The 22760-nt window shown below is 71.4% G+C and carries 18 protein-coding genes; 10 read left to right on the forward strand and 8 right to left on the reverse strand.

Annotation, left to right across the window (positions count from 1 at the left end):
* Positions 1–274: 274 nt before the first annotated feature.
* Positions 275–3529 carry a DEAD/DEAH box helicase gene (locus AC2H4J_RS22915; RefSeq protein ID WP_487467230.1) on the reverse strand — a complete coding sequence of 1085 codons (3255 nt, stop codon included), beginning with the start codon at positions 3527–3529 and terminating at the stop codon, positions 275–277.
* Positions 3530–3831: 302 nt separating this feature from the next.
* Between AC2H4J_RS22915 and AC2H4J_RS22920 the strand changes: the two genes are divergently transcribed.
* Positions 3832–4149, forward strand: coding sequence for a type II toxin-antitoxin system PemK/MazF family toxin (locus AC2H4J_RS22920; RefSeq protein WP_487467231.1), 318 nt, complete (start codon positions 3832–3834; stop codon positions 4147–4149).
* A gap of 304 nt (positions 4150–4453) precedes the next feature.
* Positions 4454–5074: an antibiotic biosynthesis monooxygenase gene (locus tag AC2H4J_RS22925; RefSeq protein WP_487467232.1), complete on the forward strand. Its 621-nt coding sequence runs from the start codon at positions 4454–4456 to the stop codon at positions 5072–5074.
* Positions 5075–5214: 140 nt separating this feature from the next.
* Here the strand turns inward: AC2H4J_RS22925 and AC2H4J_RS22930 are convergent, their stop codons facing one another.
* Complete coding sequence (locus AC2H4J_RS22930) at positions 5215–7149, reverse strand: TRAP transporter large permease (RefSeq protein ID WP_487467233.1); 1935 nt, start codon at positions 7147–7149, stop codon at positions 5215–5217.
* Between the two features lie 48 nt (positions 7150–7197).
* Positions 7198–8238: a DctP family TRAP transporter solute-binding subunit gene (locus tag AC2H4J_RS22935; protein ID WP_487467234.1), complete on the reverse strand. Its 1041-nt coding sequence runs from the start codon at positions 8236–8238 to the stop codon at positions 7198–7200.
* Positions 8239–8555: 317 nt separating this feature from the next.
* Here AC2H4J_RS22935 and AC2H4J_RS22940 point away from each other — a divergent pair, with 317 nt between their 5' ends.
* The 7 genes from AC2H4J_RS22940 (at position 8556) to AC2H4J_RS22970 (ending at position 16330) form a co-directional block, all read left to right on the forward strand.
* On the forward strand, positions 8556–9380 hold the full coding sequence (locus tag AC2H4J_RS22940; protein ID WP_487467235.1) for a DeoR/GlpR family DNA-binding transcription regulator: 825 nt from the start codon (positions 8556–8558) through the stop codon (positions 9378–9380).
* 57 nt (positions 9381–9437) lie between these two features.
* Positions 9438–10481, forward strand: a complete 1044-nt coding sequence (locus AC2H4J_RS22945) for an alcohol dehydrogenase catalytic domain-containing protein (protein ID WP_487467236.1) — start codon at positions 9438–9440, stop codon at positions 10479–10481.
* Positions 10482–10519: 38 nt separating this feature from the next.
* Positions 10520–11395 carry a class I fructose-bisphosphate aldolase gene (locus AC2H4J_RS22950; protein WP_487467237.1) on the forward strand — a complete coding sequence of 292 codons (876 nt, stop codon included), beginning with the start codon at positions 10520–10522 and terminating at the stop codon, positions 11393–11395.
* 45 nt (positions 11396–11440) lie between these two features.
* Positions 11441–12970, forward strand: coding sequence for an FGGY-family carbohydrate kinase (locus AC2H4J_RS22955; protein WP_487467238.1), 1530 nt, complete (start codon positions 11441–11443; stop codon positions 12968–12970).
* Positions 12967–13929 (forward strand): 2-hydroxyacid dehydrogenase, encoded by a 963-nt coding sequence (locus tag AC2H4J_RS22960; protein ID WP_487467239.1) that lies wholly within the window; start codon positions 12967–12969, stop codon positions 13927–13929. The genes AC2H4J_RS22955 and AC2H4J_RS22960 overlap by 4 nt, the downstream gene beginning before the upstream one ends.
* A 2-nt stretch (positions 13930–13931) precedes the next feature.
* Positions 13932–15080 carry a glycerate kinase gene (locus tag AC2H4J_RS22965; RefSeq protein ID WP_487467240.1) on the forward strand — a complete coding sequence of 383 codons (1149 nt, stop codon included), beginning with the start codon at positions 13932–13934 and terminating at the stop codon, positions 15078–15080.
* 137 nt (positions 15081–15217) lie between these two features.
* A complete protein-coding gene (locus tag AC2H4J_RS22970) occupies positions 15218–16330 on the forward strand; it encodes a hypothetical protein (RefSeq protein ID WP_487467241.1) in 1113 nt (370 codons plus the stop codon).
* A 245-nt stretch (positions 16331–16575) separates the two neighbouring features.
* On the opposite strand, the gene AC2H4J_RS22975 is transcribed toward AC2H4J_RS22970, so the two are convergent.
* Together AC2H4J_RS22975 and AC2H4J_RS22980 are read right to left on the reverse strand one after the other, a co-directional pair.
* On the reverse strand, positions 16576–17892 hold the full coding sequence (locus tag AC2H4J_RS22975) for a hypothetical protein (protein WP_487467242.1): 1317 nt from the start codon (positions 17890–17892) through the stop codon (positions 16576–16578).
* 278 nt (positions 17893–18170) lie between these two features.
* Positions 18171–18704 carry a DUF4916 domain-containing protein gene (locus AC2H4J_RS22980; protein WP_487467243.1) on the reverse strand — a complete coding sequence of 178 codons (534 nt, stop codon included), beginning with the start codon at positions 18702–18704 and terminating at the stop codon, positions 18171–18173.
* 158 nt (positions 18705–18862) lie between these two features.
* On the opposite strand from AC2H4J_RS22980, the gene AC2H4J_RS22985 reads away from it, so the two are divergent.
* A complete protein-coding gene (locus AC2H4J_RS22985; RefSeq protein WP_487467244.1) occupies positions 18863–20410 on the forward strand; it encodes an acyl-CoA synthetase in 1548 nt (515 codons plus the stop codon).
* A gap of 315 nt (positions 20411–20725) precedes the next feature.
* Here the strand turns inward: AC2H4J_RS22985 and AC2H4J_RS22990 are convergent, their stop codons facing one another.
* The 3 genes from AC2H4J_RS22990 to AC2H4J_RS23000 form a co-directional block, all read right to left on the reverse strand.
* A complete protein-coding gene (locus AC2H4J_RS22990; protein WP_487467245.1) occupies positions 20726–21580 on the reverse strand; it encodes a hypothetical protein in 855 nt (284 codons plus the stop codon).
* Between the two features lie 32 nt (positions 21581–21612).
* On the reverse strand, positions 21613–21768 hold the full coding sequence (locus AC2H4J_RS22995; protein ID WP_487467246.1) for a hypothetical protein: 156 nt from the start codon (positions 21766–21768) through the stop codon (positions 21613–21615).
* Between the two features lie 187 nt (positions 21769–21955).
* Complete coding sequence (locus AC2H4J_RS23000) at positions 21956–22756, reverse strand: hypothetical protein (RefSeq protein WP_487467247.1); 801 nt, start codon at positions 22754–22756, stop codon at positions 21956–21958.
* Between the last annotated feature and the right edge of the window lie 4 nt (positions 22757–22760).

Consider the following 22760-nt stretch of genomic DNA (forward strand, 5'->3'; position numbering starts at 1 on the left):
TGGGTGATGTGAGTCGTCGACCGTCGCGAGTGAGCTCGGTCGTCCAGGACCAGCCGCTCAGTGGTTGACGGCCCATCGACGTCGCCCGGAACCAGCCCCGGAATGCCTGGGCCGTCCACCCGCACAACTCCCGGACTCTCATGGGCGGCGCATCGCGCGTCGAACGCTACGGCGCAGGGAACATGGGATTGGTCCGGCACCGGACGCAGCCTGGATCGGGCCCGACGCACTCATCAGGCCGATGCTCGAAAGTGCTACGTCCGCGGCCCGACGGTCACTCGAACAGGCCGCGGATGTCCTCGGCGGTCAGGGCCCCGGACAGCGCGCCGGCCTCGTCGTCCAGCACCCTGGCGAAGAGGTCCCGCTTGCGTTCCTGAAGGGCCACCACCTTCTCCTCGATCGTGCCCGCCGCGACCAGCCGGTAGACCATCACCGACTTGTCCTGGCCGATCCGGTGCGCACGGTCGACCGCCTGCGCCTCCACCGCCGGGTTCCACCATGGGTCGAGCACGTAGACGTAGTCGGCCTCGGTCAGGTTCAGCCCCGACCCGCCGGCCTTGAGGCTGATCAGGAACACCGGCGCCCGGCCGCTGCGGAACTCGTCGATGCAGCGCTCCCGATCCCGGGTGCGCCCGTCGAGGTAGGCATAGGGCAAGCCCGCGTCGTCCAGCTGCTTCCGGACCGTGCCCAGGAATCCGGTGAACGAGCTGAACACCAGCGCGCGGTGGCCCTCGGCGACCACCTCCTGCAGGTGCTCGAGGAAGGCGGCGGCCTTGCTCGACGGAATGGCCCGGTACGCCTCGTCGACCAGCGAGGCGTCGAGCGCCAGCTGCCGCAGCAGCGTGAGCGACCGGAAGATGGTGAACCGGTGCTGCTGCAGGTCGTCGACCAGACCGAGCACCTTGCGGCGCTCCCGCTGCAGGTGGGTGTCGTAGACCTTGCGGTGCTTCGGGTTGAGCACCACCTCGAGCACCTGCTCCTGCTTGGGTGGCAGCTCGGCGGCCACCTGCTCCTTGGTGCGGCGGCGCATCAACGGCCGGATGCGCCGCCGCAGCGCGGCCAGCACCTCCGGGTCGCCGCCGCGCTCGATCGGGATCCGGTAGTGCTCGCTGAACCGCTGCGGGCTCGGGAACAGCCCCGGCGCGACGATCGAGAGCATCGCCCACAGGTCCATGAGGTTGTTCTCGACCGGGGTACCGGTGATCGCCAGCTTGAACCGGGCGGGCACCCGCCGGGCTGCCGCGTACGTCCTGGCGGCGTAGTTCTTCACGAACTGCGCCTCGTCGAGCACCAGCCCGCTCCACGGCAGTGCCCGGTAGTCCTCCTCGCCCAGCCGCAGCAACGTGTAGGAGGTGACCACCATGTCCGCGCCGGCCACCGCCTCGGCCAGGGGGACGCCCAGCTTGCGGCCCGTCGCCCCGATCGTGCGGACGACGAGACCGCTCGCGAACCGCTCGGCCTCCCGCGCCCAGTTCGACACGACGCTCGTCGGAGCCACCACAAGCACCGGCGCGGTCAGCTCACCGGCCGCCTTCGCCCGGCAGAGCAGCGCCAGCGTCTGCAGCGTCTTGCCCAGCCCCATGTCGTCGGCGAGGACGCCGCCGAGCCCGGCGTCCCACAGCACCGACAGCCACTGGTAGCCCTCCACCTGGTAGGGCCGCAGCTGCGCCTCGAGGCCGGCCGGCGACGGCGGCGCAGCGACCGAGTCGACGTCCAGCAGCGCCCGCACGTCGCGGGACCATCGCTCGCTCTGCTCGGCCACCACACCCAGCTCGACGAGCTCCTCCCACAGGCCCGCCTGGTAGCGGCTGATCCGCAGACCCTCTCCGTCGGCGTCCTGCAGCGCCCGCGCCTCGTCGATCAGCCGGCGCAGCTGGTCGAACTCCGGACGGCGGACGTCGAACCACAGGCCGCTGTCCAGCAGCAGGTGTGAATCCCCCGCGGCCAGTGCGGCGAACAGCGGCGCGAAGGGGATGTCCTCGCCGTCGACGGTGACCGTGACGCCGAGGTCGAACCAGTCGGTGTCCCCGCTGTCGGTGGCCGACACCCCGACGACCGGGGCAGCGTCGGACCGCCGGTACTCCGGCGCGTCCCCGATCTCCTCCACGAGGACGTCCGCGTCGGCGAGCCGGGGCAGCATCTCGGTGACCAGGACGGCGGCGGCCAGCCCTGACACCTCCGCGGTCGCGATCGGCCGTGGGTCCGGACCGACGTGCCATATCCGCTGCAGCCTCTCCGGCGGGGCGGGCAGCGCACGCAGCAGCCGGTCCTCCTCCGCGAGGTCGCGCTCCGCGTCGGAGGCAGAGGTGCCCTGGCGCGCCAGCGGCACCCGGCGGACGTCGTCCCCCGTCCGGTACAACACCGACCAGTCCAGCCGCGCCCGATGCCCGGGCAGGTGCTCGACACGCAGGGCGAGCTGCGGCGGCAGGACCTCGGGCAGCTCCACCGACCCGTCCGGCGAGCGCACCGGCAGGGCGCGCTGTAGCGCCGGGTAGAAGCCGGTGAGGAATCGGGAGCGGTCGGACGCCGGCACGCGCACCGGCCCGCCACTCACCAGCCGCTCGACGGACCGCGGCACCCGCTGCAGGGGAACGAGTACCAGCCCGTCCCCCCGACCCGGCGCCAGGCCGGTGGTGCCGGGCACCAGCGCGACGCCGTGGGGCGGACTGCCGAGCAGCAGCATCGACTCGGCCGGGAGTCGATCGTCGCCCAGCTCGACCACCGCCTGAACCCGCAGGTCGCCGTGCTCGTCCCCGCGCACCTCCACGGCGAGCGCCCCCGGCTTCTCCGCCAGCCGGACCGGCGCGCCCTTCGTGGTCACCAGGCGAACCCCGTCGTCCACCGCCTGGCGCAGGGCCGGCCACAGCGCGGGGCCGAACTCCTCGAGCCGAACGGGCGCGTCACCGGAGCCGTAGTAGTAGCCGGAGCTCGCCTCGGCGGCCCGGTGCGCCCCGGCAAGCATGAGCAGCGCCGCGACGTGCGCCGGATCGCGCTGCCCGGCGTAGTCGTAGGGCAGGTTCCGCCACGACACCCCGCTGCGCACCCACCGCCCCTTGGCACCGGGCACGACCGGGCGCAGCCGCACCGACATCTCGGCAGGAGACCGTGCGGTCGCTCCCTCGACATCGAACTGCAGGGCCACTGGCGTCAGAGCCCGCGACTCCTCGGGGGTCGGCACCAGGTCGGCGAGGGCGAGCTGCCACTCGGGCGCGCGGGGTGGCGCGGACGGACCCCGGAACGCCTGTCGGGCAGCGACGAGCAGCGCGGCGGCGTGCTTGCAGTCCTCGCCGACCGGGCAGCTGCACTCTCCCCACCACCGGCCGTCCCTACGGTCGAACACCGCCACGGTCTGGTAGATACGCCCTTGGCTGCCGACGACCACGGCACCGATCTCGCCGGTCGAGCCCGAGTAGGAGATGTCCGAGACCCGGCCCTCGCGCGCGTACGCGGCACCCCGCCGCCACGCGTCGTCCCCGACCGATCGGCGGACGACGGGATCGGCGAGCCAGGGGCGCAGCTCCTCGATCACCGCACGAGGCTATCGACGCCGAGACCCTCGTCCCGCCGCCGTCCACAGCCGGGGGATGCCGCCAGTGGCTCGAAACCACTGGTATCAGATTGCATCCCAGCTGGTTGAGTTCGTCGACCGACGGGTGTCCGACGGACGGGCACCGTCGCGCGCCGCCGTCGTCAGCCGCGCGCTCCGCTAGAGCTGCGACGGGAGGTCGCGGCGCGCGATGCGGCCATCCTCGCCGCCGACAGCGCCCCCGACGACGACATGGACGACCTCGCCGAGCACGCCGCACGCATTCCGATCGACGACCTCCTCTGATGCGGCCGATCCATCTGGCCGCGCTGGACAAGAGCCGACTTGTACTGGTGCTCACCCGGGAGTTGGTTCGGCCTCACCTGACCCGGGTGACCGTCGCCCCGATCACTTGCACCGCCCGGGGGCTGTCGACGGAGGTTCCGGTCGGTTCGCGGAACGGGTTGGACCAGCCGAGCGTCGTCAGCTGCGATAACGTCGTGACCATCCCGTCAGCGGCGCTCGGCCGCCAGATCGGGAGGCTCCTGCCCGAGCAGGAGCCGGCACTCACCGCTGCACTGCACGCGGCGTTCGACCTCGAGGACCTTCCCGAACTGCGCTGATCGACTCGCAGGCACGATCCGCCCGTCCGCTCACCGGCCCTGCGGGCCGGTCCTGCCGACGTCGTAGAACACCGCCCTGCCTCAGCCGCCGAAGAGCGGTCATTGCCTGCAGCAGGAGGGAGACAACAGCTCCCACACGTCCTGCGGAGGTGAGCCTCTGCCGCCACGACGGAAGGCGCAGGGTGGCGGCCGGCGGATGCGCGTGGCGCGCGCAGCGGACTGGTCGTCGAGCGCCGGGGCGAGCAGCATCTCCCTCGCGGCGACGCCGCCGGGGCGTCGCCCGCCATCCCGAGAGGAGGGCGGCATGTACGCCCGATCCAACACCGTCCACGCCGACCCGCAGCGCATCGACGCGGGCATCGCCGACGTCCGCGACCGGATCATGCCCGCGGTGCAGAGCATGCCCGGCTGCATGGGCCTGTCCATGCTGTGCGACCGCCAGTCCGGGCGGTGCATCGTGACGACCAGCTGGGACTCCGAGGAGTCGATGAGCGCCAGCAGGGAGGCGGTGCGCGCCATGCGCGACCAGTCGAGCGATGTCATGGGTGGCCAGTTCGAGGTGCAGGAATGGGAGATCGCCGTCCTGCACCGCGCCCACCAGGCACCCGAGGGCGCCTGCTGCCGCGTCACCTGGACCCGTGGTGAGCCCGCCCGCATGGACGAGATGACCGAGACCTTCCGAACCGGCATCATGCCCCGGCTGGACGACATCCCCGGCTTCTGCAGCGTCAGCGTGATGGGAGACCGGCAGACCGGCATGAGCGTCATCACCGCCACCTACGACGACCGGAGCTCGCTGGAAGCCTCCGCCGCCTCGGTGCGGGAGATGCGCGACCAGTTCGCCCAGCAGTCGGGCCTGGAGGTCACCGACATGGCGGAGATGGAGCTGGTGCTCCACCACCTGCGCGTCCCCGAGATGGCCTGAGGACGACGGCCGGCGCGGGCACCGAGCCCGCGCCGGCAGGCGCAGACGCCGAGGTGTGCCGGCGCCCGCCCCGGAACGTCGATCGACCGGCGGGCCGCCGCACGTGCCGCGGCCCGCCGGTCGTCAGCGACCAGCCGAGCTCACCCGAGTCCGAGGGCGTCGGGCAGCGCCGTGCTGATCCACGGGATCGCGGCCAGGACGGCGATCCCGACGATCAGCGTCAGCAGGTACGGGACGAAGTGCCGCAGGCTCTTCTCGATCGTCTCGCGGCCGATGGCCGAGGCGACGTAGAAGCCGATCCCCGCCGGCGGCGCGAACGACCCGATGCCCATGGCCACAATGAGGACCATGCAGTACTGGATGGGGTTGATCCCGAGCTCCAGCGCGGGCGGCAGCAGCAGCGGCGCGAAGATCAGGATGGCCGGCAGGCCCTCGAGGATCTGGCCCATGATGATGAGCAGCAGGATGCTGACGGCGAAGAACAGGATCTTCGACCCGCCGAGGCCGCTCATCAGGGTGGCGATCTGGTCGGATGCGCCGCCGATGGCCAGCGCCTGCGCGAACGGCGCCGCCGCGGCGATGATGAACAGGATCATCCCGGCCGACGTCGAGGTGTCGCGGAACGCCTCCCAGAAGACCCGCCCCGAGGCCCGCCGGTACGCGAACACGATGAGCAGCCCGTAGGCCGCGGCGAGGCCGGAGACCTCGGTCGGCGTCGCGACGCCGGACACGATCCCGAGAACCAGCCCGACCGGCAGGATGAGCACCGGGATGGCCGCGACGAGCGACGCCCCCCGCACCCGCCACGACTCCTTCGGGCTGGAGATCGCCTTGAGCTTGCCGGCCCGGAAGTAGATGAGGGCGCTCACGCACACGGCCAGGAAGGCCGCCGGCAGCACGCCGGCCGCGAACAGCGCGACCGTGGACAGCGAGGTGATCGAGCCGAGCACGAGCAGGACCAGGCTCGGCGGGATCGTCTCGCCCATGATCGCCGACGCGGAGAGCACGGCGACGACCTCGCCGCGCGGGTACTCCCGCTCGTCGAGCATGTCGCGCATCGAGGTACCGACCGCGGCGACGTCGGCGACCTTCGACCCGGAGATGCCCGAGAAGATGTACATCGTCGGCAGGATGACCTGGAGCAGCCCGCCCCGGATGTGCCCGATGAACGTCTCGCAGACGCGGGCCAGCGGCGCCATCAACCGCGCCGAGTTCATGATCGCGCCGGCCAGGATGAAGAACGGGATGGCCAGCAGCAGGAAGCCCTTGGCGCCCGATTCCATGCCGATCGGGACGGCGGAGACGTCGGAGAAGTCACCCCAGTAGATGTAGGCGCCCGAGATCAGCGCCAGGACGAAGGCGATCGGCACACCCAGGAACAGCAGGACGAACAGCGCCACCAGCACGATCGCCAGCAGGGCGTGGGTGGACGAATCGCGCGCCCACTCCCCCAGCAGCAGGGCCGCGCCGCTGATGACCAGCGCGCCGACGAGGCCGCCGGCCACGGCCCGCGCACCGCGCAGGGCCAGCCGGTAGAGCGCGAAGTAGCAGATGAGCGCCATGCCCACGGCCATGGGCAGCGACAGCCAGAACTCGCGGACGTGCATGATCGGCGTCCGCGAGTTCCAGCGGTCGGCCAGCACCGGCTGGAAGAGCACCAGGCTCGCCCCGGCCATGGCGAGGACCAGCCAGTCCACCATCGCCTCCTGGTGCGGCCGCCAGCCGGCCGGCAGCCGGTCGACCAGCGCGCGCACCGACATGTGGGCGCCCTTGGGGTAGGCGATGGCGCCGCCCACGAAGGCCACCGTCAGCAACGCGATCTGGGAGACCTCCTGCGTCCACAGGATGGAGTCGCCGGTCACCAGCCGCGAGGCGACGTTGATGAGGACGACGAGCAGCTCACCGAGGATGGCGGCTCCGACGATCCCTTCCAGGACGTGGTCGAGCCAGACCGCCCCGCTCCACCCACGGTCCAGGGAGCCGTCGCGCCGGAACCGGGTCCGGAGGTTCTCCACACCCTGCTCCGCCGTGATCGGCGGCGTCGACGCGTCGACGCTGTTCGACTGCGCTTCCATGTGATCAAGCACCTTGTTCACGAGGACGGCTCCCTGGACTCGGTCGAGCTACTTGGCGTCGATGAAGGCGGTGGTCTCGTCCATGAAATCGCCGCCGATGAGGTCGCGGAACTGCGGGTACAGGGCGCGGGCCTTGTCGCGGAACTGGCCGACCGCCGAGTCGGAGAGCTTGTTGACCTTCATCCCCTGGTCCTTCAGCTCCGCGATCTGCTTGGTGCTCTGGTCGGCGTCGTACTTCGTCTTGAACGACCCGGTCTCCTCGCCGGCCTTCTCCATGGCGTCCTGCTGCTTCTTGGTCAGCGAGTCCCACTTCGCGTCGGACAGCGCCAGGACGAAGGCGTCACTCATGTGGTTGGTCAGGGAGAGGTACTTCTGCACCTGGTAGAACTTGTTGGCCACCGGCACCTCCACCGGGTTCTCCTGACCGTCGATCGTTCCGGTCTGCAGCGCGGTGAAGACCTCGGAGAAGTCCATCGGGGTGGGGCTGGCGCCCAGGCTGCTGAAGAACTCCGTCCACAGCGGGTTGCCCGGGACGCGCAGCTTGAGGCCGTCCAGGTCCGACGGCGACGTGATCGGCCGCTGCGAGTTGGTGATCTCGCGCGGCGTGCGGGTCAGGAACGCCACCGCGTGGGTCTTCGCCTGCGACTCCAGCAGCCCGGCGAGGTCCTTGCCCGGCTGGCCGGCCAGGTAGTCGGCGAGCTGCGCGGTGTCCTTGAACAGGAACGGCAGGCTCAGCGCGTTCATCTGCTTGATCGAGCCGGCGTACACCGACGTCGACAGGATGGTCGCGTCCAGGGAACCCTGGGTGACGCGCGTGATCGCGGCCTTCTGGTCGCCGCCGAAGCTGGTCCCGTTGGGAACCACGGTCACCTTGATGCTGTTGTCGGAGTCCTTGGCCACCTCGTCGGCGAAGTGCTTGGCCGTGACGCCCACCGAGGAGTCGATCGGGTCGGGGATCGACAGCGTGAAGCGGACCTCGGGGTCTCCACCGCCCGCCGCCTTCGCGCCGGCGCCGGATCCACAGGCGGCCAGCGACACCACTGACAGGGCGGCGACGGCTGCCACCGCGACGGTGCGGACGTTCTTCACTCTGTTACTCCCTCAGGTCGACGACTGCTGTATGCGGGTGTCTCTGCGCTGCCCGACCCCGCTGCCTCATTTGCGCGAACTGATCAGGCGCTGAGTCGTCTCGGTCGTGCTATGGCTCCCGTCACACGTGACGGCGTCATGCTCATCGTGCGCAGCCCTATCTGTCAAGTGCCACTCTTTACCGGGTTTCTCGCCCACTCCGCGCACGTGATGATCAGAGTTGCGCAGGATGTGCGCGTTTCGAGCAGGTGGGTCTTGACCCATCGACCCTGCGCGGTGTACTCATTCACTGCGCAGTTTGCGCACGGAGGTGAGACATGGATCCCCAACTGGACGGCCGCATCCCGGCCCATGTGCGGCGTGAGCGCATCGTCGAGCTGCTGGTGCAGCGGGGCGCCGGCTCGCTGCCCGTCGAGGAGCTCGCGCCGGCACTCGGCGTCTCGCCAGCGACGGTCCGCCGCGACCTCGCGCACCTGCACACCGAGGGCCGGATCACGCGCACCTACGGCGGCGCCGCACTGGGCACGGCCTCCGCCGAGGTCTCCGTGCGGCAGCGGGAACTGAGCAACGGCGCCCAGAAGGACGCCATCGCACGCACGGCCGTCGAGTTCGTCGAGCCCGACCAGGTCGTCATCCTGGACGCGGGCAGCACGACCGAGCGCCTGGCCCGGCAGCTGCGGGCGATCCCCGGCCTCACCGTGTTCACCAACGGGGTCGCCGCCCTGAACACCCTGCTCGAGTACGGCGACACCGAGATCGTCGTGCTCGGCGGCCGGGTGCGCCGGATCAACCAGACCATCACCGGCGCCGCCGCCAAGGACACGGTGCGCGGCCTGTACGCCGACGTCGCGTTCATCGGCGCGGACGCCGTCGACCCGGCCCGCGGCGTCGCCTCACGGACCCTGGAACAGAGCGGGCTGAAGACCCTCATGGCGCAGTCGGCCCGCCAGGTCTTCGTCCTCGCCGACTCCAGCAAGCTCTCGGCGGCCTGGACCTCCTACTGGTCCCCCATGGACCGTCCCTGGACGCTGCTGACCGACGACGGCGCCGACCCCGAGCTCATCGAGTCCTTCCGCGCCGCCGACCCCCGACTCCAGGTGATCACCTGCCCGGTCCCCGTCGAGGCAGCCGCGACCGGCTGACCGGCACCGCCACTCCGCACCCCGCTCGCGCCGTCCCGACAGGAGTTGTTCCGTCCCATGAAGCAGGCCGTCCTGCACGCCCCCCTCGACCTCAAGGTCGAGGACAACGAGATCCCCGCCCTCGAGCCCGGCGACGTGCTGCTGCGCGTGGAGAGCGCGCTGGTCTGCGGCACCGACATCCGCATCTACGAGGGACGCAAGAAGCGCAACGTCACCTACCCCACCGTGATGGGCCACGAGTTCTCCGCGACGGTCGCCGACTCCGCCGGCCCCCTGCCGGACGGCCTCGCCCAGGGCGACCTGGTCTGCGTCTACCCGCTGCTGCCGTGTGGCTCCTGCGTGGCCTGCACGCGCAACCACCCGAACCTCTGCCGCAACCGCATCGCGTTCGGCTACCAGCTGCCGGGCGGGTTCTCGCAGTACGTCCGCGTGCCGGCGGCCGCCGTGCAGGCCGGCAACATCGTCCCCATCGGCGGCGTCTCGCCCGGCGCGGCCGCGATCGTCGAGCCGCTCGCCTGCGCCTACAACGCCCAGCGCCTGGCGTCGGCGGCCTCGGCGCCCACCATGCTGGTCAGCGGCTGCGGCCCCCTCGGCCTCATGCACATCCGGCTGGCCCGGCAGCTCGGCGTCGGCCGCATCGTCGGTGTCGACCCCATCGCCGAGCGGCGAGCCGCCGCGGCGGCCTCGGGCGCCGATCTCACCCTCGCCCCGGGGGCCGACACTGCTACGCAGATCCTCGAGTTCACAGAAGGCGCCGGCATCGACGTCCTCGTGATGGCCGTCGGCCGCACCGACGCGCTGGACCCCTACCTCGGCGCGCTCGCGCCCGGTGCCCGGATCAGCGTGTTCGCCGGCTTCAGCGGCGAGGGCACGGCGCTGGAGATCCCGGCCAACGACATCCACTACAACGAATGGACCGTGGTCGGCGCCTCCTCCTGCCGGCTGGACGACTTCCGCGCCGTCGCCGAGCTGGTGCGCTCCGGCGCCCTCCAGGTCGACGACCTCGTCGGCACCCAGGTCCCGATCGACGACGTCGTCGACGCGATCCAGCTGGCCGCCTCGGGACGCGACATGCGTGTCGGCGTCGCCCCCTGGGCCTGATCCCACCTCGCCCCCGGAAGACCCCTCGAAAGGACATCGTGACCGCCACCCTGAACGCCGCCCTGCCCGAGACCGCGCTGCCGCACGCCGCGCTGCAGATCACCCCCTACGGCACCACCGCGGCCCTCGGCCGGGCCATCCGCCTGCGCCGCATCTTCGGCCCCAGCGGCCGCACCGTCACCGTCGCGCTGGACCAGGCCGTGCCGCGCGGCGTCGCGCCGCGGCTGGCCGACATCGCCCCGACCTACGCCGGCATCGCGGCCGCACGCCCCGACGCGGTCACCATGTTCAAGGGCCTGGCCGCCGCCGTGCTCGCGCACAACGCCACGCCGGTGCCGTTCGTCATGAAGGCGTCGACCTTCTCGGTGGACTTCCACCTGACGCAGGAGGCCGTCGTCGGCACCGTCGACGAGGCCCTGCGCCTGGGGGCCGACGCCGTCGCCGTCGGGATCAGCGCGGGCTCTTCCCACCAGGTGGAGGGCTTCTCCGAGCTGGCTGCCGTCACCAAGCGGGCGGCCGAGGTCGGCATGCCCGTGATCTGCCACGCCTACCCGAGCGGTGAGCTCTGGGCCGCGGACAAGAAGGGCAGCACCGAGGCCGTCCTCTACGCCGCCCGGGCGGCCGCGGAGATGGGCACCGACATCGTCAAGACCTGGTACACCGGCTCCACCGCCGAGTTCGCCAAGGTGGTCGAGGGTGTGCCCGCCATCGTGGTGGCCGCCGGCGGTCCGCCGGCCGACAGTCCCCTGGACGTGCTGCGCCAGGCCGCGTCGGTCATCGAGGCCGGGGGCCACGGGGTCACCACCGGGCGCAACGTCTGGGGCGCCGTCGACCCGGGGAAGATGGTCACGGCGCTCAAGGCCGTCGTCCACGACGGCGAGCGGCCGGAGATCGCCGCGAAGCTGCTGGACTGAGGACGCCTGAACCCATCGTTCGACCAGGAGAGACGACGCGCGGCCATGGATGAGCTGTACCTCGGCATCGACCTCGGCACGTCGGCGACCAAGACCGTGCTGGTGCGGGCGGACGGGCTGGTGTTGGCGCGCGGCGCCGCCGCCCACCCGGACGCCCGCACCATCGGGGCCGGCCGCGTCGACCCCACCCCCTGGATGCGCAGCCTGGCGGAGGCCTGCGCCGGGCTGGGACCCGCCCGGGCCCGGGTGACGGCGCTGAGCGTGGCGGTGCACTCGCCGGTGGCGCTCTTCCTCGACGGCGACGGGGCTCCGCTGTGCCCCGGCGTCCGGTGGGAGCACCCCGCCCTGGGCCCCCTGTGCGCCGCGTCGGCGGGCTTGCGGACGGCGGAGGAGGCCCGGCTGGTCGCCAACCGCACGGAGCCCGCGACCGCCATGGCACTCGCCTGGCCCGTCGCCGCGCAGACCTCCCCCGAGCTGTCGGAGCGGTGCGCGACCTTCGGGCTCGTGGGCACCTGGCTGGGCCAGTTCCTCACCGGGCAGGCGGCCATCGACCCGACCCAGGCCTCCTACCTGGGCATCATGGCGGCGACGGACGGCGATCCCCGCTGGCTGCCCGAGCTCGCGGAACGGTACGGCGTGCCGCCTGCCACCCTGCCGGCCATCCGGCCGTCGCTGGCGGTGCTCGGCCCGCTGCTGGGCAAGGCCGCCGAGGCCCTCGGCCTCCCGGCCGGCATCCCCGTGGTGGTCGGCGCGGCCGACACCGCCTCGGCCGCCTATCTGATGCAGCTGGAGGACGGCGGTCCCCCGATGTACACGGTCGGGACGACGCACGTGATCACCTCGTGCCGCACCGAGCCGGAACCGGTTCCCCTCGCGCTGTCCCGCACCCACGTGGTGCCGGGCCGCTGGCTCGCGCACGGCGCGGTGAACGGCGGCGACGCCCTGGCGCTCGGGGCGCGGCTGCTCGGCCACGGGTCCGGTGGGGACGCCGTCCGGCGGATGACGGCGACCGCCGGTGGCGCGCTGCCCGAGGACGCCGAGGGGGCACCGGTCTTCATCCCGCACACCGCCGCGGAGCGGGGACCGTTGTGGCTCGGCGAGCCGCACACCGCGCTGCTCGGGCTGCTCCCCCACACGTCCGCCGCTTCCGCCGCCTGGGGCATCACCGAGGGCGTCGCGTTCGCCTCGCGGCTCGTCCTCGAGATGTGCACCGAGGGCCGGCTCGCCCCCGGTGAGCCGGTGTTCCTGGCCGGCGCGTTCGCCACCGGCGACGCCTATCCGCAGATCGTCGCCGACACCCTCGGCCGTCCCGTCCGGCTGGTGGTGGAGTCCCATCTGCCGGCCCTGGGGGCGGTGGCCATGGCGGCCGCGGCCGTCGACGGCGTCGCGCTGCCCCCGCCGGCCGCGCGGCTGGTGGAACCCCGGCCGGATTGGGCGGCGACCATCGCCCGGCGGTGGCGACGCTTCGCCCGGCAATGGACGACGGTCGTCGGTCGCCCGTTCCCGGTCGACCTGCCCGATCCGACAACCGGCCCGCTCACGGCGGCGGACCTGCTCGCGGGGAGCCCCTCATGACCGGCCACATCTACGTCCCCCGGCTGCTGACCGACGACGCCATGGACGAGCTGGCCGCGCTCGGCCGCCCCCTGGTTGTCGGCGCGGAGCAACCACCGACCCGCGACGAGCTGATGCGCGGCATCGCCGGGGCGGCGGCGCTCGTGTGCACGCTGACCGAGCGCATCGACGCCGGGGTGCTCGACGCCGCCGGGCCGGGGCTGCGGATCGTGGCCAACACCGCGGTCGGCTACGACAACATCGACGTGGCGGCGGCCCGCGAGCGCGGGGTGCTGGTCACCAACACCCCGGGCGTGCTGGACCGGGCGACCGCGGACTTCGCTGTGGGACTGATCCTGGCCCTGGCCCGCCGGATCTCCGAGGGGGACCGCTTCCTCCGGGCCAAGACCCCGTGGATCTGGGGGCCGCGGATGATGGTCGGCCTCGACCTCTCGGCGGGGGCGACGCTCGGCATCGTGGGCTTCGGCCGGATCGGGCGCGCGGTGGCGCGGCGCGCACGGGCGTTCGACATGCGCATCGTGGCGACGCCCACCCGGGCGGAGCTGACCGACGACGAGCGGGCGAGCACCGAGTTCGTCGAGCTCCCGGAGCTGCTGCGGGTCAGCGACGTCGTCTCGCTGCACTGCCCGCTGACGCCGCAGACGCACCACCTGATCGGCCCCGAGACGCTGGAGCTGATGAAGCCGGGCGCGCTGCTGGTGAACACCGCCCGCGGCCCGGTCGTCGACACCGACGCCCTCGTCGCCGCCCTGGAGGGCGGCCGGATCGGCGGCGCGGCGCTGGACGTCTTCGAGGGCGAACCGGACGTCGACCCCCGCCTGCTGACGATGGAGCAGGTGCTGCTCACCCCGCACCTGGGCAGCGCCGCGAGCACGACGCGCAGCGACATGTGCCGGCTGTCGGTCGCCAACGCCGCGGCGGTGCTGGCCGGCCGCCCGCCCATCACCCCCGTCTCCTGACCGTGCCGCACGTCGTGGTGGCCCCGGACAAGTTCAAGGGCTCGCTCTCCGCGCCCGAGGTCGCGCGGGCGCTCCTCGCCGGCCTGCGGGACGGCGATCCGACGCTCGAGCTCACGGCGCTGCCGGTGGCCGACGGCGGGGAGGGCACGGTCGCCGCCGCGGTCGCCGCGGGTGCGACGTCCCACACGCATGTGGTCGCGGGACCTACCGGTGAGCCGGTGACCGCCGAGTTCGCGATGCTCGGCACGACGGCGGTGGTCGAGCTGGCCCAGGCCAGCGGCCTCGTGCGTCTGCCGGCCGGTCGGCCGGCGCCGATGGACGCCGACAGTGCCGGCACGGGTGAGCTGATCCGGGCCGCACTCGACCTGGGCGCGACCGAGGTGGTCCTCGCCGTGGGCGGCAGCGCCTGCACCGACGGCGGGACGGGAATGCTGACCGCGCTGGGCGCCCGTTTCCTGGACGCCTCCGGCCGTCCCGTCCCGCCGGGAGGTGCGGGCTTGCAGGCGATCGCGTCGGCCGACCTGACCGGGCTGGACGAGCGGGTGGCCGGCATCCCGGTGACGCTCGCCAGCGACGTGACGAACCCGCTGCTGGGGCCCGACGGCGCGGCGGCCGTGTACGGCCCGCAGAAGGGCGCCGACCCCGCGCAGGTTGATCAGCTCGACGCCGGCCTCCGGCAGCTGACGTCGGTGCTGGCCGCCGTCCTCGGGGACGTCGTCCTCGAACACGCCGACGCCCCCGGCGCGGGGGCGGCCGGCGGCGTCGGGTTCGCCGCCCTGACGGTGCTGGGGGCCACCCGCCGGCCCGGCATCGAGCTGGTGCTGGAACTCGTCGGGGCGGACGCCGTCCTGGCGCGGGCGGATCTTGTGATCACCGGCGAGGGGCGGCTCGACGCGCAGACGCTCAGCGGAAAGGCGCCCGCCGGCGTCCTGGAAGCCGCGCTCCGGCACGGGGTGCCGGTCATCGGGGTCACCGGGTCGTGCGACCTCAGCCCTGCGGAGATCGGCAAGGCGGGGCTGCTCGACGTCCGCACGCTTCGCGAACGCGAGCCCGACCTGGAGCTCTGCATCGCGGGGGCCGAGCCGCTGCTGCGCACGATCGGCCGGGACCTCGCGGGCCACCACGCGGAATCGGGTCGCTGGGAGCGCTGACAGCCGACGCCCGCCCCGTGGTCAGACGCGGAGGTACGCCAGCAGAAGAAGCGCGGGCGGCGCGATTCGAGGGCGGCATCGGTGCCTGTGCACAGCCGAGGTGTGTCGTCAGCGGGGAGCAGTACGGTCTGCCGACCATGCCGAAGAACAAGAAGAGGCGCCCTCAGCGGCGTCGTCCGGATCAGCGGCGCAGCCTGCCCCATGCGGAGTTCGCAGCTGCTCTCCGCGAGGGGTTCGACAGCGAGACTCCGGGCGCGATGCTCGCCGTCGCCGGCATGATTCTCGGCATCACCGCAGGCGCCGACGACCCCGCCGAAACTCTTGTGGAGCTGGTGGAAGGTCTGTCCGGCCAGGATCGGCCAGAGGCGTCGGCCGCCGTCCTCGCGATCGCGGCCCTCACCGGCGATGCCGAGCTGCGGCGGCGGGTCCGCCGCGAGTTCGGCGAACGCGGACAGGTGCTGCCCCGGTGGCTGGCCGAGCTGGACCGCACCGAACGTGTGGACCGCGCCGTCGAGATCAGCACGGTGTACCGGGACGCCGATCAGCTGCTCGTGGGCGTCATGGTGCCCGGCGGCCACCCGCTCACCGCGGTCGTCCTCGTGGACAACGAGCCGGGCGGTTTCGCCGCCGAGGGCTTCGTCCTGCAGACGCCGATCGAGGACGCGATCCCGCTGCTCGTGGAGGACGCCGACCCAGCCGTGCGCGTACGGGACATTTCGACCGCCGACGGGCGTGCTCGTATCGAAGTAGCGCTCCGCGAGCTGGATCTCGGCCCGGGAAGCGGTGGCTACGAGAGCTGGGCCGCCTCCCGACCGCTGGTCGAATGGATGCTCACGCTGCTGCCCGAGGGTGGTGACGGCGACGTGCTGAACGATTTGTCCGACGACGACCTCGACGAGATCGCCGAACGCTTCCTCGCGAGCCCCTTCGGTCCGGCGTGGACGGGCTTCACACTCCGGCCGCTGGTCGACGAGGTAGTCGCGGCCGGCAGCAGCAATGGCATCGGCGATCCGCTCGTCTGGAGCCCGGACAACGTCCGCAAGCTGCTCGATCCTCGGCTTCCATTCCTGGGCTACCTCACGCCGTCTCTCGACCGGGCGCCCGACCTGCTCCGTGACCTGATCCGCTACGGGCACGCGGAGCGCGGTTTGCAGCCGGTGCTCACCGCCGCCGCGCTGGCCGCCGTCGACAAGGTCTCCGGTGACTTCCTCGCGGCCGTCCAGCAGTTGGAGGCAGAGGACGACGTCTGACGAACATCGGGCGGGCCGTCGTCAGACCCCCAGGTACGTCAGCCACGGTGAACGGCTGCGACGCGGGCGGGATCCGCGGCAGCGACAGCGGGCCGGAGTCCTTCCTGGTGCCGGAGCAGCGGCGAACGGTCCCGCGATAGGCAGCGCTCCTGCTGGAGAAACTTGGCCACTCGCCTTGTGACCGCGATGTTCAGCGTGCTGCAGCTTGGTCTCACGGGCAGTCACGAGCTCGGCCTTGGCTCCAGTCAGGGCAGCGCCGCCTCCTCGAGCGACGGGGAATCGGCTGGCTCCTCGGGAAGAGACTCGATGGCGTCGAAGTCCTCCACCTGCTCTACGCCGTCCTGTGAGGACAGCGCGGTGCTTGCGAGGGGCCCCCTCGAAGCCTCAGACGCCTCGGCGACCTCACGCATTCTCGGCGGGGCCGCCGTCCACGCTTTGAGGTGCTGCAAGACGTCTCCATAGAAGGCGTCGATTGCGTCCAGCACGGAATCGATGGCGGCGCCCCGGCCGCGGCCTCTCTTACTCCCCAAGGGGCTCGTCGAGGCGATCCGGAACGAACGAAGCTCCTTCTTCGGGTCCTGAATCAGGAGCCCGGCGTCCTCACGAATTGACTTGAGCAGGTCAGCCGCCCCGGGTCCGCGGGTGTGCATCGCGAACGCCTCAAGCCGCAATGAGTCCGGCGCTGCCTTCAGCTGACGCACCAGCCAGTTGACGCGGGTGGTGGGACGACCCTCCCGCGGCGCGTCGACGTCTACGTGAAGAGTGACGCGGTTAGCGCGCAGGTCAAGCTCGACGTTCAGCGGAGCGACCGCGTGAGGAATACGGATGGCACCCGTAAGGCGCCCCTCCTTTACTAACCCGTCAACGAGCGCTGCAGTCCGGAGTGCCGGCTCGGCTGCTTCCCGGCGACTTACCGCCGGCACAACCTCCGTGCCGAGCGCACGTCCGAGCCGCAGGGACGCATACCGCAGCAGAGCATCGAAGCGGGCCGCGACATCGGCTACGCCCTTATCGGAAGCGCGGAGCGTTCCAGCGGTCACTGCATCGCGAACCGGAACCCACGACGGCCCCATGTCCTCGAACTCGAGTGCGCCTGACCGGGGATGCTCCAAGTACCGAATGAGTTCCCCGAGGATCCAGGCCTGATCCGGGTCGGCGACGCCACGATGCTCCTTTTGCACAACCGCTTCCGCCAAGATCTGACTCCACGGAAGGTGGTGCATGGCGACCTTGCGCAGCTTGCGCTTGTCGACCTTGGTCGGATGCTGGCCAGCGGACGGAGGGATCTCGTTGCTGATCGTGATCAGCGCATCGAAGCCGTTCTCCCGGGCGATGTCGAGATAGTTCTCTAGCTGCTCCGCGGCCAGCTCGTTCGTGCCGGTCTTCACCTCGACGAGGGCCGTCCAACTGCGCTGGCCCCGCGACACCCTGATGAGGCCGTCGGGGTAACACCGCTTCTCCCCGAGCATGAAGGGCACCTCAATGAAGGCCTGAATGTTGCCCGTCGGAGCGCCGAGCGGCTGGGTCAATCCGCGGCCAAACTCGCGCACAGCGGTCACCACCGCGAGAAGCGCAGAGGTAGCCCGCCGCTCTTGCTCTTCGGCTCCGTTGATGCCCGACGTGGGAATTAGTCGCGCCTCGTGCCAACTCTCTTCGGGCATCCCGGGTTGCTTCCTTTGCTCAATTCATCGGATGCCCGACAGTAACGATCCGCCGTGTATCCGCTCGGACGTCCGGTAGCGCCACGCACCGATGAGCTAACGCGTCACTTGCGCCACTTTGAGCGCTGACATGTCCGTCTACTGCCGCCTTTCAGGAGCGCGGAGACCTACGGCTTCTCTCAGACGCCGAGGTGCGCCAAGGCCTGGAGCAGCAGCGTGCTCTGCCCGTGCTCGAACTCGGCGAGCACGGCCGGGTCCCGCGCCTCGAGCGGCGTGAACCAGGTCAGCTCGAGCGCGTCCTGCTGCGGCGCGCAGTCGCCCTCGACCGGCACGACGTAGGCCAGCGACACCGCGTGCTGCCGCGGGTCATGGAAGGGCGTCACCCCCGGCGTCGGGAAGTACTCGGCGACGGTGAACGGCTGCGGCGCGGGCGGGATCCGCGGCAGCGCCAGCGGGCCGAGGTCCTTCTCGATGTGCCGGAGCAGCGCCGCACGCACTCGCTCGTGGTACAGCACACGGCCCGACACGAGCGCCCGCTTGATCTGCCCGTCCTCGCCGGCCCGCAGCAGCAGCCCGACGGCGATCACCGTGCCCTGCCCATCCACCCGCACCGGCACCACGTCGACGTAGACGATGGGCAGCCGCTCCCGCGCCGCGTCCATCTCCTCGCGGGAGAGCATGCCCCCGCCTGTCGCCGTCGTCAGCTCGGTCATGAGCACTGTCTAACCGTTGGCGCTGGTCGGAACCACTCGCACCGCGCACGACACCCTTGCGCGCGCCGACAGCCCTGCGATCAGGTGACGGTCATCACATCCACCGCCGCGGTCCGGGGGACGCAGGGACCGCGCTCGTTCCGCCGGAGGACGCGAGCGTGAATCTCACCCAGGGCCTGCACCGCGCCGTGCAGCAGAATCCCGACGGCATCGCCACGGTCTGCGCGGGCCGCACGCGGACCCACGCCGAGTCGGTCGACCGCATCGCCCGCCTGGCGGCGGCGCTCACCAACTGCGGCATCGAGGACGGCGAGCGCGCCGCGATCCTGAGCCTCAACTCCGACCGGTACCACGAGTTCCTCGCGGCGACGCTGTGGGCGGGCGGCGTCGTCGTCCCGGTGAACCTGCGCTGGAGCGTCGCCGAGATCGCCGAGTCGCTGTCGGAGGTCGACGCCCGCGTCCTCGTGGTCGACGACGCCTTCGCCGGCCACGTCCCGGGCATCTTCGAGGCCCACCCGCGGCTCGAGCAGGTGATCCACGCCGGCGACGGCCCGACCCCCGACCGCGCCGTCGCCTTCGAGCAGCTGATCGCCGACACCGAGCCGATGGACGACGTCCGCCGCGGCGGTGACGAGCTGGCCGCCGTCTTCTACACCGGCGGCACGACCGGCCGGTCCAAGGGCGTCATGCTCAGCCACGCCAACCTGCTCACCTCGGCGCTCGGCACCCTGGCCAGCGAGCACTGGCTCACCCCCGACGGCACCTACCTGCACGCCGCGCCGATGTTCCACCTCGCCGACCTCGCCGCCTGGACCGGCCAGCTCGTCCGCGGCGGCACCCACGTCATGATCCCGATGTTCGAGCCGATCGCCGTCATGACCGCGATCGCCGAGCAGGGCATCACCGACGTGCTCCTCGTGCCGACCATGATCCAGCTGCTGGTCGACCACCCGCGCATCGACGAGTTCGACCTCAGCAGCCTGCGGCGGATCATCTACGGCGCCTCCCCCATGTCCGAGGGCGTGCTGAACCGCGCGGTCAAGGCGCTGCCCAACGCCACGTTCACCCAGGCCTACGGCATGACCGAGCTCTCCCCCTGCGCCACGCTGCTGCTACCCGAGGACCACGAGCACCCGGTGCACCGCCGGTCCGCCGGGCGCGCGGTGCTGCACGGCGAGGTGCGGATCCTCGGTCCGGACGACGTCGAGGTGCCCCGCGGCACGGTCGGCGAGATCTGCGCCAGCGGCGGCCACGTCATGCTCGGCTACTGGAACCGCCCCGACGAGACCGCGCAGGCGCTGCGCGGCGGCTGGATGCACACCGGCGACGGCGGCTACATGTCCGACGACGGCTACGTCTACATCGCCGACCGCATCAAGGACATGATCATCACCGGCGGCGAGAACGTGTACTCCGTCGAGGTCGAGAACACCCTCGCCCAGCACCCGGCTGTGGCCACCTGCGCGGTCATCGGCGTCCCGGACGAGACGTGGGGCGAGCGGGTGCACGCCGTCGTCGTCCCGGTGGCGGGTGGCGTACTCACCATCGAGGAGCTGACCACGTTCTGCCGCGAGCGCATCGCCGGCTACAAGACGCCACGGTCGATGGAGATCGTCGAGGCCCTGCCGTTGTCGGCCGCCGGCAAGGTGCTCAAGCGGGAGCTGCGCAAGCCGTACTGGGAGGGCCAGGAACGCGCCGCGCACTGAGCTGTGACCGCCTCCGCATTCGCCCTGCGGAATGCTGATACCAGCTGCCTCACCAGTCCCCGCGGGCCTCGGCGCGAGTGGATGGGGTCAAGCCAGTCGTCACCTCGGCGCTCTCAGCCCCAGCACCGGGAGGAAGTGATGGGAGAGCAGTACGAGGCGTCGTGGCGCTCGGAGTAGTCGTTCATGTTGGCCGTCGGCTTGCCGCGGCTGCCGCAGCTCGGTGGTCCGGCAGCCGGGCAAGAAAAGCCGGGTGGAACCTCGGTCAGCAGTCGTCCCCGAGGTTCCACCCGGCAACGATGACCGTGCCGCCGTCCGTCACGTGAGCACTCGGTGCTCGAAGCCTTCGCCGTCCTGCCAGATCACGTCGAGGTCTAGGTACATCGACGCGGCGCACGAGAGGTCATCTCGGCTCGGTTGGCCCGGTAGCAGTACGGCTACCCGGTCGACGAGAGTCCGGTCGGCGGCGAGGTTCACGAGGTAGCGGTACCGGTGCACCTGCCCGATTGCCGGGAACAGTCCGTTGACGGTGGCCTTCGCCTCGACGATGAGGCGGCGACGCTCGTCGTAGATGTCCGCGAAGAGGTCCGTGCTCCCATCCCTCCCGATCGGGTGCTCGAGCCTCGGCTTGTAGCCGAGCGTCGCGACGTAGGAGGCGACGAGGTGGGCCTCGAGCTTTTTCTCGTCGGCGAGCGCTTGCGCAACCGTGGTGCTCGGGTCCGCGAGCCGTGTGGCTGCCAGCGCCAGTTCGCCGCGGGCGCGCCAGCACTTCATGGCGTACAGCTCGAGCTCGCGCCCCTTGAGCCGCTCATGCATCGCCCGGTAGACGTCGGCGTGCCGATAACTGCCGCCGAGCGCCAGGAAGGTCTGATGGATCGTCCGGTGCCCACCGTCGGCCTTGGTCGGCCAGCCGAGGGCAAGCACGGCCTCGGCGACCTCGGCGAGCGGCGCCGCCTGCGGGTCGGTCGGTTGAGGGCGCCGGTATCTCCCTGTTGCAAGGTCGTGCGCGAGCGCGCCAGTCGACTCGAGGTCGATCACGGCCCGCAGGACGGGCTCGATGGTGAGCGACTGCGCGATGTTGAGGGTCTTCGCGAGGTGCTCCCGGGAGTCCTCCCAATCGGCGGTACCCACGCTGTCCAGCTGCTGCTCGATGTATCGGGTCGCGCGGCTCACCCGGTGCTCGAGGGTCGGGCCAAGCGGGGACGTCACGGTGCCTCCACCCAGACGTCCTCGAGCAGCGGCGGGACCGCACGGGCGGCTAGGGATCCGGGGTGGACCTGCGCGATCTCAGGACGCGATGCGAGTCCGGCACGGGCGCCGGCGGTGAGCGTGGAGCTGGGCGGGGTGACAGGCGTCGACATGACAGCGACCGTGCCATGCACGGGGCGCTACGTGCAGGAGGGGCGCGTTGAAACTGCTTGTGCGTCTGTCGCTCCAGGACGAAGCCGGACGGCGACGCCTGAACTCAATGGCTGTCGCCTCCACGGTGCCCTTGTCACACCGGGTGGCGAGCTGCAGCGGTATTTCCCGTCGTCCTCGGGTGGGTGACTACAGCAGCCCGGCGGTGGTGGCCGAAGCCGACCCCTTCCATCCGGACTCGGCGCGCCACACCACGTGAATGTGAAGGGATTCGAGGAAATCGACGTACGCATCGCCGATCGACTCGGAGAAGAGAGCGAGAAGCGTTGGTCGCTTCCGGTAGAGGAAATGCGCATACGAGAACAGTTGCCCCACAGCTTCTCGAACGGCGTCCGTCGCGTTCCCGTTGTAGAGCACCTTCGCTTCGACGAGCCACTCCTCGCCCCCCGAGCGCAGCACGAGATCGCGCGGGTGCACTGTGGTGACTGGCGTGAAACCTCGAGTGGCCGCCCAGAGACCGAATTCGGCGATCAGCGCTTCGTGCGATCGTGTCTTGAGCAGGGACCGGCCCTCCTCGTGGGCCCGGTAGTCACTGCTGTCCTTGGGCTTGAAGTTGGCCAGAAGGTCTCCGCCGTCCTCGCGGACCAGGTCGCGATACGCGGCCCAGCCCGCCGGCGTCAGCGTCCAGGGATCTCCTCGTTGGACAAACGGCTCGAGTAGACCTTCATCGACCATGTACTGCCGCTCGAACGACACACGGTTCTTCCATTTCTCCTCGAATGGACGTGTCGGAGGCGAGCGCCGGTCTTCCGCGGTGAACAGGTCGCCGAAGTCGTCCCGAATCTTCGTGAGCGCCTGCTGCCGTGTCGCCGCTCCCCCCATGTCGCCCAGGGCAGCGACAAGCCACTGGCGCAACTGGTCATGCGCGGTCAGTGCCATGTCGTCATGACTTCCTGGCTCGGTGGGACGTTCGGGAGCGAGGTCCGGCACTCGA

It is taken from the genome of Blastococcus sp. OS1-29 (assembly GCF_057628075.1).